General features: G+C 63.1%; 9 protein-coding genes and 2 pseudogenes. 7 read left to right on the top strand and 4 right to left on the bottom strand.

What is annotated here, in order from left to right; genetic code table 11:
* The first annotated feature begins 67 nt into the window (after window positions 1–67).
* Window positions 68–1,486, top strand: a complete 1,419-nt coding sequence (locus D6T64_RS18430; RefSeq protein ID WP_119976149.1) for an MFS transporter — start codon at window positions 68–70, stop codon at window positions 1,484–1,486.
* A 320-nt stretch (window positions 1,487–1,806) separates the two neighbouring features.
* Here D6T64_RS18430 and D6T64_RS18425 read toward each other — a convergent pair whose 3' ends face one another.
* The gene (locus D6T64_RS18425) at window positions 1,807–2,187 is read right to left on the bottom strand and encodes a GNAT family N-acetyltransferase (protein ID WP_158594918.1); all 381 of its coding nucleotides are present in this window, start codon (window positions 2,185–2,187) and stop codon (window positions 1,807–1,809) included.
* A 326-nt stretch (window positions 2,188–2,513) separates the two neighbouring features.
* A complete protein-coding gene (locus tag D6T64_RS18420) occupies window positions 2,514–4,493 on the bottom strand; it encodes a GmrSD restriction endonuclease domain-containing protein (protein WP_199719220.1) in 1,980 nt (659 codons plus the stop codon).
* A gap of 171 nt (window positions 4,494–4,664) precedes the next feature.
* Between D6T64_RS18420 and D6T64_RS18415 the strand changes: the two genes are divergently transcribed.
* The 4 genes from D6T64_RS18415 to D6T64_RS18400 all read left to right on the top strand — a co-directional run bounded on the left by D6T64_RS18415 (window position 4,665) and on the right by D6T64_RS18400 (window position 8,765).
* A complete protein-coding gene (locus tag D6T64_RS18415) occupies window positions 4,665–5,729 on the top strand; it encodes an NAD(P)-dependent alcohol dehydrogenase (protein ID WP_119976281.1) in 1,065 nt (354 codons plus the stop codon).
* Window positions 5,730–5,828: 99 nt separating this feature from the next.
* Window positions 5,829–6,452: a LysE family transporter gene (locus tag D6T64_RS18410; RefSeq protein ID WP_119976146.1), complete on the top strand. Its 624-nt coding sequence runs from the start codon at window positions 5,829–5,831 to the stop codon at window positions 6,450–6,452.
* A 119-nt stretch (window positions 6,453–6,571) separates the two neighbouring features.
* A complete protein-coding gene (locus D6T64_RS18405; RefSeq protein ID WP_119976145.1) occupies window positions 6,572–7,462 on the top strand; it encodes a DUF808 domain-containing protein in 891 nt (296 codons plus the stop codon).
* A 106-nt stretch (window positions 7,463–7,568) separates the two neighbouring features.
* Window positions 7,569–8,765, top strand: a complete 1,197-nt coding sequence (locus D6T64_RS18400; RefSeq protein WP_119976144.1) for a TerC family protein — start codon at window positions 7,569–7,571, stop codon at window positions 8,763–8,765.
* Window positions 8,766–9,017: 252 nt separating this feature from the next.
* On the opposite strand, the pseudogene D6T64_RS18395 reads toward D6T64_RS18400, so the two are convergent.
* Window positions 9,018–9,598 (bottom strand): annotated as a pseudogene (locus D6T64_RS18395) (dihydrofolate reductase family protein).
* Window positions 9,599–9,762: 164 nt separating this feature from the next.
* Here D6T64_RS18395 and D6T64_RS18390 point away from each other — a divergent pair.
* Entirely contained in the window at window positions 9,763–10,590 is an 828-nt protein-coding gene (locus D6T64_RS18390; RefSeq protein ID WP_119976143.1) for an aldo/keto reductase, read from the top strand.
* Between the two features lie 788 nt (window positions 10,591–11,378).
* Here D6T64_RS18390 and D6T64_RS18385 read toward each other — a convergent pair.
* Entirely contained in the window at window positions 11,379–12,680 is a 1,302-nt protein-coding gene (locus tag D6T64_RS18385) for a hypothetical protein (protein ID WP_147364613.1), read from the bottom strand.
* A 140-nt stretch (window positions 12,681–12,820) separates the two neighbouring features.
* On the opposite strand from D6T64_RS18385, the pseudogene D6T64_RS18380 reads away from it, so the two are divergent.
* Window positions 12,821–13,153: pseudogene (locus D6T64_RS18380) on the top strand (IS21 family transposase); the annotation flags it as partial.

Here is a 13,153-nt window from a genome sequence, read left to right as displayed (position 1 = left end):
CCTGTTCACGCTGTCTACGATGTTGTCATCGATCCCTCTATCTGCGTTCACCCGGGAGGCGAATGACATGGCGTCCACGAACGACGCATCGGCGACATCCCAGAAGAGCACCGAGCCAAGATCCGGCAGCGGTGCCCGCACGTTCGCGCAGGTGCTCGTGAACACGGCGGTCGCTAACATCACCACGAGCTTTCTCTGGTTCGCCCTCACTTTCTGGGTCTATCTGGAGACCCGTTCGGTGCTTGCCACCGGCATCATCGGCGGCGCGTACATGCTGCTCGTCGCCGTATTCTCGATGGCGTTCGGCACCTTCGTGGACCGCCATCGTAAGCATCTCGTGATGGTGTTCGCCGGAGCGGCCACCCTGATCGCGTTCAGCATCGGCGGCGGGCTGTATCTCGTGTTTCCGGAGTCCGCCCTGCTCGACCTGGGCGGGCCGTGGTTCTGGCTGTTCAGCGGCATCATCCTCTTCGGAGCGGTGATCGAGAACATGCGCAACATCGCGCTCTCCACGGTCGTGACGCTGCTGATCCCCACGGAGCGGCACGCGAACGCGAACGGGATGGTCGGCACGGTACAGGGGCTCGCGTTCATGGTCACGAGCGTCTTCAGCGGGCTCGCGATCGGCCTGCTCGGCATGGGCTGGACGCTGGTCATCGCCATCTCGCTGTCGGCCGCTGCACTGCTGCACCTGCTGTTCCTGCGCATCCCCGAGGACCAACCGCAGCAGGACGGCCAGCGGCGCCCGCTGATCGACCTGCGCGGCAGCATCACGGCCGTACGCGCGGCCACCGGGCTGTTCGCGCTGATCATCTTCTCCACCTTCAACAACTTCATCGGCGGCGTCTACATGGCGCTGATGGACCCATACGGACTCGAACTCTTTCCGGTGGAAATGTGGGGCATCGTGCTCGGCGTCAGCTCGACCGGGTTCATCATCGGCGGTCTGCTCATCGCGAAGTTCGGCCTCGGCCGCAACCCGATTCGCACGATGCTGCTGCTGGTCATTCTCATGGGCGTGCTCGGGGCGCTGTTCACGATCCGCGACTGGTGGTGGCTGTATGCCGCGGGCATCTGGCTCTACATGATCCTCATCCCCGCCGTCGAAGCGTCGGAGCAGACCGTCATCCAGAAGGTGGTGCCGTTTGGCGAGCAGGGCCGCGTGTTCGGTTTCGCGGCCGCATTCGAATCCGCGGCGGCCCCGGTTACCGCATTCCTGATCGCACCGATCGCCGAGTTCATCATCATTCCGTTCATGGACTCGGATTCCGGCCGTGCCGATTTCGGTTGGCTCCTGGGCGACGGCCAGGCGCGGGGAATCGCACTCGTGTTCCTGATCGCGGGCATCGTGATGGTGCTCGCGGCCACCGCCGCATTCTTCACCCGGTCGTACCGCCGCATTTCGGCGCGGTACCTCGACCAGACCGAATCGGTGCCGGTCGAGGGCGCGCCGGATGCGACGACGGAGGCGCAGCTGCGGCGCTGACCTGAGCGGGCACCGACATCGGGTCAGCACAGACGTTGATCACTCCCGGTGCGACATCTTTTCGTTCGGGACACCGCGACTGTCGACGGCGAATCCCGCCGGCGCGGCGACGCGGCTGCCAAGCACGTGATTGTGCTGCGACCGACCACTGCGTTGGAACGTGGCTTGGTGTTGTGCGCCTGAAAGCTGCTGCGGCGTCAGAAACGGGCGCGGCGTCGTGCGACACAAACCTGCACGTGCGCCCAAAACGTGCACGTGCGCTTGTCCATGCCGCGACATCCGCTGCCCCGAAGCCTCGCCGCGCCCGCGCCCGACGCGAGTCACGCCGTCGAGCCGTACGCGAAGGTCGTAGTGGCGGTCTCGGTCATGCCGATCGCCCGGTAGAACGCGAGGGCGTGCGCGTCTTCGTTCTCCGCCACGAGGAAGATGTCGTGGATGCCCTCCACCTCGGCCGCCTGACGGATGGCGCCCATGAGGCCGGTCGCGACCCCGCGACGCTGGAAGGCGGCATCCACCGCGAGGTCGTAAATGAACAGCTCACGGGCAGCCGTGCGGGCCATGGGCAGCAGATAGGCCGTGAGTCCGCCGACCACCCGGCCCTCGATCGTCGCTGTGAAGGCCCAGAAATACGGCGAGCGCAGCAGGTCGACCAGGTGCGCGTCGCGGTCGTCGACGGCATCCGTTTCGAAGACCTTTGCCATCACGTTGAGAGTGACACGAGCGAGACTGAGATCGCCGGCGCCGAGACGCCGGGTGTGGCACGGGGGCAACGGGCTCGGCGGCAACATGGGATCTCCGACGTCTGGGGTGTTCGCTGAGGCAGGGAATCACCCCATTGTGCCCCCGCCCGGGACAATCTCGAAGCTGCAGCATTCATCGGATGTGACGAAGTCCATCGGCGCCTGCTCTCTCTCCCTCTCTCTCTCCGCGGCCTGTCAGCCCTAAGAGACCACGGCGCCGGCGCCGGTGCCCGTGCGAACCCTCGCCGTCGTCGGCGATGCGCTTCTTGCAGGTCAGGATGTCGCGGCTAGCTCACCGGGGACAAAGTGTGTTCGGCTTCGTCGCCGGCCTCATCAAACTCTTCCTCTAGGAGCTCGTCTGCGTCGACGTGTTCGCGATAGACACGCTGACCGGTGGCACCCTCGATCAGCGAGATGAGTCGTTCGTGGCGAGCCGACATGAATCCGTCGAAATCGTCGCATCGAATTCTGTCGACATCGATCAGGTGCGAGTTGAGGGACGCATCGAGGTCGGAGACGGGAACGGGCGGTGAATCGTTGCTCCCTCTCTCGAGTTTCGCCAGATAGTCGCTTGGCGCGACTCCTCCGATGATCCGGTTGGTTCGGGCGGACAAGGGAGTCTTGTTCACGATCGAGTCGTAGACGGCCCGGTCAATTCCAGCGGTCTGGCACCATTTCTGCGGAAAAATATGGTGAATGTCCACTCCCTCATCAAAAAAGACCGCGTTGGCGTACTCCTGACCGGATCGGAAGTCCCGCGTCCCCTCTCCCATCAGCAGGGCGTTGACACCCTTGTAAGCGGCGGAAAGCCGCATGCGCATGGTCCACAGACGATCGGCCCGGAACGTCGCGTCGTCCAATGTGCTGGGCGCTGCGCCGCCTCGCATCCACAGAGGCACATCGATGAAGTCTCGCGCGATACGAGATTCAGTCGTCGATCCGTACAACTCGCCGAATACGCCGTTCCAATACCAACGGGTCAGCCGCTCCCGGTCCGCCATGTGATCCATGATGTCCGGGTGTTCACCGAGGATCGCCGCGAGCGGAATAATTTGGGTCTGATAGGGCAAATCGTACGGACGGTAGATCCTCAATGTCATCAGGAACTTGGCGGCGAGTTCAAATCCGCGAATCGCGTGCGGCAGATGCTCGACATATGCCGCAAGCGGCAGGTTCAGGAGTGCGGCTCGATTCCCGATGATTTGCGGCAGGTCCCTCCCGACCTTTCCCGCCGCTTCCGCAGCAACCCGTCGGTCTCGTGTGTGGAAAAGCGAGATGACGTGCAGAACGTCAGTGCTGTCGACGTTCGCCAGGATACCTTCCGGCGCATTGGGAAGCCGAAGATACTCGGTGAATTGTTTGTGCAGGCCGATAGCGCCAGCGCCCCCGTACCAATCCCGTCGAAGCTCATATCCATCGGCCGCATACATCGCGGTAATGAGCTCGAACGCGTCCAAAGGTTTTCCACCCGTGTTGACTTTTTCGAAGACGACGCAGACAGCCTCCTTGCTCGTGGATTTGTCCAGTTCAATGACCGGGATCTGGTACCCAGTGAACTCGCCCACGACCTCATCGTCAAAGCGACTGATGAAGCTGTATCGCTCGGCAAAATCATCAGCACCGGCATACTTCGAGATGTAGGAGCCTTGCCACTTCGCCCAGGCAAAGAGCATGGACACGGGGTACATCAGATTCTCGATTTCAGCGTCTCGAGTCGACAGATCGAGTTCGACGGTGCGGCCGAAATCTGAGCGAATGACCTTGTCTTCCGGCACGGAGACGATCGCGGCCTCGCGCTCCTCAGAAGCGTCCAAGGCCTTGCGCATGTCAATGTAAAACCAGCGCTTCACCCTCTTCTTCTTTGCCGTGATCGTACTGACCACAGCATTGCGCAAAGTGACCTGATAGAGCGAAGTCAGTCGTTGCTGACCGTCCAACAGCAAGGCGTCGGGAATGACGGCCAGCGCCGCGGCCGGGGCCCCCTCCACCGGACGAGGCTTGAATGCCACGTCGCTTCCGGCGCTCAACGTCATGATCGCTCCGACTGGGAAACCGCGAGAGACCGACGCGATCAGGCTGCGAATTCGCTCTTCGTCCCAAACCCAGCTGCGTTGAAAGTCGGGGAGTTGCAACTTGCCCGACTCGGCTTCTTCAAGAAGTTTCTGGAGTGAAACCGGATTTGTCTTGAAGGTAGAACCTGCCATGGTGCTGTCTCTCCCCTGCGCTTCATGCCGACCGATGATTGTCGAGCCTACAGGCGGGGTCATCGCTCGGACCCGGAGGAGCCGCACGGCCACTGATGCACGTGGCGCCGTGGGTGGCCCTGTCAGGGCCCCCTTCGATCAGCATTTTGTCGGACGCACCACGTAGCGTCGATGTGCGGGTGTCGTGGGGTGGCACGACGAAGCCCGCTTCCTCAACCCGGATTGGACGTTCTCTTGACTCTCACCGTTCCCGCCCTCGCCGCCCCCGCGGCCAACCAGCCCCTCGTGCGCACCACGATCGAGCTGCGCACCCCCGGCGCCCACGATGTGGCCATCGACATCAAGTTCGCCGGCATCTGCCACTCCGACATCCACCAGGCCCGCGACGAGTGGGGCGTGGGACTGTTCCCGATGGTCCCCGGCCACGAAATCGCCGGCTTCGTCTCCGCCGTCGGCAGCGACGTCACCAAGTACCGCGTGGGCGACCGCGTCGGCGTGGGCTGCTTCGTCGACAGCTGCCGCGAGTGCGCCAACTGCCTCGCCGGCGAAGAGCAGTACTGCCTGAAGGGCGAGGTCGGCACCTACAACTCGCGCTACTACGACGGCACCGCCACCAACGGCGGCTACAGCACCGGAGTCGTCGTCGACGAGAACTTCGTGCTCGGCATCCCCGAGGGCATCGAACTCTCCGAAGCCGCACCCTTGCTCTGCGCCGGCATCACCCTCTACTCCCCGCTGACCAATTGGAAGGCCGGCCCCGGAAAGAAGGTCGCCATCCTCGGCATGGGCGGCCTCGGGCACATGGGCGTGAAGATCGCCCACGCGCTCGGCGCCGAGGTCACCGTGCTCAGCCAGACGCTCAGCAAGCAGGAAGACGGAAAGCGCTTCGGAGCCGACCATTACTTCGCGACAAGCGACCCGGCCACCTTCACCGAGCTTGAGAACCACTTTGACCTCATCGTGAACACGGTCGCCGCCAACCTCGACATGGAGCGCTACCTCGGCCTGCTCGCCCTCGACGGCACCCTCGTGCACGTCGGCATCCCGACCGAGCCCGACCAGGTGAAGATGTTCTGGCTCGCCTCGCAGCGCCGGTCGATCGCCGGATCGAAGATCGGCGGCATCCGCCAGACGCAGGAGATGCTCGATTTCTGCGCCGCCCACGGCATCGGCGCCGACGTGGAGGTCATCAGCGTCGACCAGGTCAACGAGGCCTACGAGCGCGTCATCACGAGCGATGTGCGCTACCGCTTCGTCATCGACACGGCGAGCTTCGCGAACGAGACCCGCGCGTCCTAACAGGCACGTTTTCGTTCAGCGGATGCCGCGGGTCGCCCGAGCGCGGCGCCCACGGCATCCGCTGGCCAGGGCCAGAGCGGCCGCGCGTTACGCTGGCGTGTGCAACTTTCCCTCTGGCTGGCCCTCGCGGGTGCCGGCGTGCTGATCAGCCTCACTCCGGGCGCGGGCGCCATCAACACCATGAACAACTCCCTCACCTCGGGGTTTCGCCGCTCCATCTGGGGAATCCTGGGCCAGCAGGTCGCGCTCATCGCACACGTGATCGTCGTGGCGCTCGGTGTCGGAGTGCTTGTGGCCGGGTCTCCCGTGCTGTTCAACGTGATTCGCTATGCCGGGGCCGCGTACCTGGTGTTTCTCGGCATCCGCCTGCTGCTGCAGCAGCCCACCGCCGCGCGGAGCGCGACCAGCGTGACGGTGCGGGAGTCGGCCTGGTCGATGTTTCGCCGGGGACTCTGGGTCAACCTGCTCAACCCCAAAGCGCTGGTGTTCTTTCTCGCGTTCATGCCGCAGTTCATCCGGCCCGAACAGCCGCTACTGCCCCAGTACCTGGTGCTCACGGTCACCGTCGTGGCCATCGACATCGTGGTGATGTGGCTGCTCTTCGCGGCAGCGGCGAAGTCCTTTCAGCGCTTCACGAACACCGTGAGAGGCCAGACGATTCTCAACCGCGTCTTCGGATCGCTGTTCATCGCCGTCGCGGCCCTGCTGGCCCTCATCCACTGATCCGTCCTGCGGGGGCAGGTCCCCGCTGCCTGCTGATACCGTCGCTGTCCGGCCGCGCTGTATTCTGAACACATTGTCGTCAGGTGCACACGCACGACGCCCCATCCGAGGAGAACTCCATGTCGGTCGGCCTGCTAGCCGTTGTCGATGACATCCTGACCGCCGCGCTCAAGGCGAGCGCGAAGACCGCCGGCGTCGTGATCGACGACGCGGCCGTCACCCCGCAGTACGTGCAGGGGCTGTCGCCCGCGCGCGAGTTGCACGTGGTGTGGCGCATCGCACTCGGCAGCATCTTCAACAAGTTCGTCATCATCATCCCGCTGGCCCTGCTGCTCTCGGCCTTCGCGCCCTTCGTGCTGCCGTTCCTGCTGATTTTCGGCGGCGCCTATCTCTGCTTCGAGGGCGCCGAGAAGGTCACCGAATGGTTCGGCGTGCACCACGCCGCCGACGAGACCGAATCGCGTGACGAGGGCAAGCTCATCTTCGGCGCCATCCGCACCGACCTCATCCTGAGCACTGAGATCATGCTCATCGCCCTGGCGAGCCTCGACCCGGATTTCGGCATCTGGCTGACGCTCGGGGCCCTGCTGGTGATCGGACTCGTGATGACCGTGGTCGTCTACGGCGCCGTCGCCATCCTGGTCAAGATCGACGATGTCGGTCTGGCCCTGATGGAAAGCCCCGCCAGAGGGGTGCGGCGTCTCGGCGCCCGCATCGTGGCATCCATGCCCGCGGTATTCACGATCATCGGCGTCATCGGCACGGTCGCCATGCTGTGGGTGGGTGGCCACCTGGTGATCACCAACCTGGCCGAGACCTTCTGGCACGGTCCCGCCGACGTGCTGCACGCCGTGACGGCCCTGGTCGAATCTGCCGGACCGGTCCTCGTCTGGGTCACCGACACCGCGATATCCGCCGTCTTCGGTCTTGTGCTGGGCATGATCGTCGTCGGCATCGTTCTCGGCGCCTCCCGAGTGCTGAAGCGCACGCAGCCCGCCGACGCTCACTGAGCGGATGCGCCGCAGCGGGAGCCCGTCCTTCTGGCTACCCGCATGCAGGTGAAAGCGTTATCGTAGCCCCAACGCCACGATCACCTCACTCGGAAAGCAAGGTCTCATGACTGTCTCCCCCCTCATCTGGGGCATCACGATCATCGTCATCCTGGCACTGCTCGCCTTCGACTATTTCTTTCACATTCGCAAAGCCCACGTTCCCACGCTGAAGGAGGCGGCCTTCTGGTCGTCCATCTACGTGGGAATCGCCATCCTCTTCGGCATCCTGGTGCTGATCTTCGGCGGTGCCACGATGGGCTCGGAATACTTCGCCGGCTACATCACGGAGAAGGCGCTCTCCGTCGATAACCTGTTCGTGTTCCTGATCATCATGGCGAGTTTCCGGGTTCCCCGCGAAGACCAACAAAAAGTCCTGCTGTTCGGCATCGTCTTCTCCTTGATAGCCCGCACCGGGTTCATCTTTCTGGGCGCAGCACTGATCAATTCCTTTGCCTGGGTCTTCTACATCTTTGGCCTAATCCTGCTGATCACGGCCGGCAATCTGCTGAAGCCCGAGGCCCACGGCGACAACCAGGCCGATAACGTGATGATCCGCCTCGCCCGGCGCCTCTTCCACACCACCGAGCACTACGACGGCGACAAGCTGTTCACCATGCACGAGGGCAAGCGGGCACTGACCCCCATGCTGCTGGTCATGGTCGCCATCGGCGGCACCGACATCCTCTTCGCGCTCGACTCCATTCCCGCCATTTTCGGGCTGACCCAGAACGTCTACATCGTCTTCACCGCGACCGCGTTTTCGCTGATGGGACTGCGGCAGTTGTACTTCCTGATCGACGGACTGCTCGACCGCCTGATTTACCTGTCGTACGGGCTGGCGGTGATTCTGGCCTTCATCGGCGTCAAACTCGTGCTCCACGCCCTGCACGAGAACAACCTGCCCTTCATCAACGACGGCGAACCGGTGCCGGTCGTGGAAATCAGCACCGGCCTGTCCCTGAGCGTGATCATCGGAACGCTCATCGTGACCGTGGTGGCCTCACTGCTGAGCAAGGCCGGCAAGGCCCAGACCGCCATCAACAACGCACGCCGCCACGCCGTGAGCTACCTCGACCTGGACTACACCGCTGACATCTCCGAGCGGGAGCGGATTTACCAGATGCTGGCCGACGAGGAGGCCCAGGTTCTGGCCATGGATCTGAAGTATCGCAACAAGGCAAAGGACGTCGACAAGATTCGCGAGCAGGTGGCCGAAGCGCATCGTCAGCACGCAGATTACCTGGCCCGGGAGCGCCGCTAAGCAGAAAGCACCATGCGCCGTGGTCGTGCGGATTTCTCCTTCAGATTGTCGTGGCTAGGGCGACGTGGGAAGGCACCGGCCTGAACGGGTGCCGTCTGCGTCGCTCCCCGACGGGCGCCGGTCAGGGGACATCCGCTTGTCGATAAGTGACAGCTGTCAGCGCGCCACCCCCGTATAACGCGGTGGCGCGCTCACAGCTGTCATAAATCGACACCGAGTCTGGCTTTGAACAGGGCGCGTTGGTCGGGGCGGTCAGCGGCGCACCCGATAGCGCAGGTGAAGCACACGGATGCCCTGAATCACGACGTCGGCTTTCTCCAGTAGGTGTTGTTCGTGCACCGACCCGAAGTAGCGCTTGCCGCACCCGAACACGATGGGGACGACATCCATCCGCACCTCGTCGACCAGACCGGCGGCAAACACCTGGCCGCCGACACCGCCCGCGCAACCTCGACGGTCCGGTGGCCCGCAAGCTCCTGCGCCATCGCGACAGCGGACTCGATGCCGTCGACGAAGTGAAACGGCGACTCGGGGTCCCAACCGTCAGGGCTCGGCCGATGGGTCACGACGATCACGTGGTCGATCCCGCTCGGAGCCTTGCCGTCCCAGCCATCCGTCAGGTCGAAGACGTGGCGTCCGACGATGGTCACCCCGATCTGGTGCCAGTGCGGCCGAATGTAGTCACAGGACGTCTGTGACACCGTCAGCTCGCCGCTCTCGTCCAGCGGCACGTCACCGCTGGATAACCAGTCGAACAGCGGTCCGGGCTGGTCGTTCTCGTCCGCGATGAAGCCGTCCACGGACACCGAGCCGTACACAACCATCGTGCCCACGGGCGCCTCCTTCGTCCGGGTGCCCCCATAGTGGCCAGTGGTGAGTTGTCGCCTTGGCACGCATTCGGCCACATTGCGCCGCTGGCACAATCCCGGCGCACCCGCCGCGGCGGGAATACGCTTAACTGTCGGGGTCGCCGCGGCCTCGCAGATTGGAATCGACCATGCCCCTGGCTCCCACCCTCACCCTCAACAACGGCGTGACGATTCCCGCCCTCGGGCTCGGAACCTGGCCGATGAACAATTTAGAAACAGCGGATGCCGTGGCCACCGCCGCCATCGCCGGCTACCGGTTGTTCGACACCGCCGAAAACTACGAGAATGAGGCCGGCGTGGGCGAAGGCATCCGTCGCAGCGGGCTGCCCCGCGACGAGGTCTTCGTCACGAGCAAGCTGAACAAGAAATGGCACAGTTACGACGGCGTGCAGCGGGCGTTCGAGGCGAGCTCGAAGCGGCTCGGCCTCGACGTGATCGACCTGTACCTGATTCACTGGCCGAACCCCGACCAGAACACCTATGTCGACGCATTTCGCGGGCTGCGGGCGTTGCAGGACTCGGGGCGGGTGCGCGCGATCGGTGTATCGAACTTTCTGCCGGAGCATCTGCAGCAGTTGTTCGACGAAGGCCTCGTTCCGCAGGTCAACCAGATCAAGCTCGACCCCACGCAGAATCGCTCAGATCTGCGCGCCAAGCACGCCGAGCACGGAATCATCACCGAGGCGTGGAGCCCGCTCGGCCAGGGAAACGGGATGATCGACGCCCCGGAGATCGTCGCCATCGCGGCTGCCCACGGGCGCACGCCGGGCCAGGTGGTGCTGCGCTGGCACACCCAGAACGGCATCATTCCCACGCCAAAGTCCGCCAATGCCGTGCGGCAGGCCGAGAACATCAGCATCTTCGACTTCGAGCTGTCGGCGGCCGAACTCGACGCGCTCTCCGCGCTCGACGTCGGCACGCCTCTCGATCTCGACCCGCTGTCGTTCGGGCACTGACCTGCGCGGGATACCCGGATAGCGAGGGAGCTCGCCGATATCGATGAGCACCTCCAGCCCCCAGACTTCGGGACATCGGGGTGCAGACTGGGACGGAATCTCGGTGTTGTTCGTCATCACGACTAGGCACCCCGGGCGCACCTGAGTGAAGACCGGAACTCCGGCCTTTCGCACAGCCCAGCCCCTAGAGCCCCGAAGGGAGTCAATGATGGGTTTTCGATGGGGATATCCCCGTAGATCCGAAAATGTCCCGGAGACTCGTGAGTTTCCGGGACATTTGGTGGGCTGTTTACGAAAGGCAGCAGGGCAGCGATCAAGCCAGATCCCAGAAACCCTTTTCCTCCAAAGTTTCTGGATTTTCCTCCATTTTCTCGAATCGCCCCAGGCCGCAATCGGAGACTCGCTACTCTCTGTCGCCATTCCGGCAAGCCAGAGCGCCGCGGGTGCTGGGGCGGGAGTCCAACTCGCGGTTCACTCGCAAGGTCCCAAGGCTCGGATCGGAGAGCACCGGTGCCGCGCGTGCGCTTCCGTCGAGGAGATCCCATCGATTCTCGTGGCTACTCCAGCCGTAGTTAGCACTCTCCCCTTTCCGCTGGGGCAGCGCGTTTCCGGAGGACCGGTCGGCATCGATGCCAGTTAGCTACTCGGCAGAGTCGCTTCGTGCTGAACCTGAGTTGTTGCGGAAGTTCATCTGACTACTTGAAGACGCCGAGCCGGACCCTGTTTCTTTCGGAGGTTTGACTTGGTTCGAGTCGTTCTCCGCCGCGTGACGCCCAACCTCGGTCATCTCATTGTCCATTTGCCTGAGCGCGAGCAAACTTCGTGTGCCACGCTGATGGGCGGTAGTCGCCGATTCCAAGAATCTTGTTCGTCAGATCATCGGGATCGCCAATTCCCTGCAGGTGGTGGTCCCAGACCATCTCAACGTCCGCGTCCCCAGTGAGATCCGGCAACACTTCTTCCCAAGCCTCGTCGTATGGAGAGCGAGGGAGCGAGTCGAAGATTTCTTGGTAGTTGGAGTTCTCAAAAGAATCGCTTGCCCAGTCGATATAGCTCTGTCGAGTCGCAAGTGAGATTAGCGCCTCCTCCGCGACAGTGCGCGGTTCGAGGGCAGACACTTCCCCCAGGCGAGCGGCCTCGCATAGGCGGTTCGCAGACGCACGCATCTCGCTCCACCACGTACGGGGCTGCTCCCGCACCGAGGTGGGCATGTCGTCTTTTACGATGGACTCCACTTCCATGGCGAGATTTCCGTCGAGGTCACTCGCAATATTCCACAGGGATAGCCAGAGTAGAAACCGGTTGCGCGGTGTGAGGAATCCCCGGGATTCCTCGTCCAAGCCATCGTCCTGCAGAAAAACTCGGAAGTTCGTTTCCGGACTGAGTAATTCGTCGAAGAACTCAACAACCCACGTCGCCGTTGCTGATGTTATGTCGTCGCGTATCTCACCTCCATCTTCGATCCACAGCCAGTGGGCTCGCGCGACGTTCGTTGCCCATCGGCTGTCGGAGAAAGCCTTGACGAGGTCAACTGGATCCGGGAGTATTCGCTCCGAAAGCTCAGACTGAGGGGGCGACCACCAATCCGACACTATTCCAGGCGCAACTTGGCCTTCATTGGAAAGAAGCTTGGCGGTGAATTCGATCCGGCCATCTTCGTCAATGGAGTTCTCGACAAGGAATTGCAGGCTGACGTCCATAGCGGCATTCGCTTCTCGAGCAAGGTCGGTGGGGTCATTCGCGAAAATTGATTCTCGAAGCACAGACATCGGTTTGCCGTCAGATCCCAAAGCCAGTGAAGTGGGCTCGGGACACCCGTCAAGTGCCCGCTCGCACGCCTGTATAACAGGATCTGGCAAATCGGTGAAGATCTCGGCGAGGCGCAGGCGATCTCCCGTCCACGCCGCATGATTGAGTTCGGCAGCTAGCTGTTGGGCTCGTTCCCCTGGTCCCGAGATCGTGGCAACCTGCGTCAGCGTCTCTGCCGAGCCAAGAGCGCTATCGCGACCGATGAGAAACAGACGGGAGCGTGCTGGCGCCGCCACTGAAATGAAAGTTCCTGCCGAGGCAGGGAATCCGTGAATAGACAAGATAGTCCCTAAGTAGGTTGGGTACGCGGAAGCATCGTTTCGAACGCGATGATTCCGCGTGAAGTGAAAGGAATGTTAACGCCGACCGAAAATAGGGCCAGTATCGCCGTTTGAAAATNGAGATCGGCAGAGTCGTCGGGGTGTCGCGGGGAACGGTGGATCGGGCGCTGGAAGCGGACCGGCTGCCGAAGTACCACCGCGCAACGACAGGGTCGAGTTTTGATGCCTATGCCGCGCAGGTTCGGGTGCTGTTGGCCACGACGCCGACGATGCCGGCGTCGGTGCTGGCCGAGCGTGTCGGCTGGTCGGGGTCAGCGTCGATGTTCCGCGAGAAGGTGGCTGCGATCCGGCCGGAATACGTCCCGCCGGACCCGGCGGATCGCCTGGTGCACGAGCCGGGCAAGCAGGTCCAATGCGACCTCTGGTTCCCGCACGAGCCGCTGCCGCTCGGTCACGACCAGGAAGGCATGCCA

The organism is Cryobacterium melibiosiphilum (assembly GCF_003602235.1).
In the GTDB taxonomy this organism is placed as follows: Bacteria; Actinomycetota; Actinomycetes; order Actinomycetales; family Microbacteriaceae; genus Cryobacterium; species Cryobacterium melibiosiphilum.
This window is presented reverse-complemented; position numbering and strand designations above follow the sequence as displayed.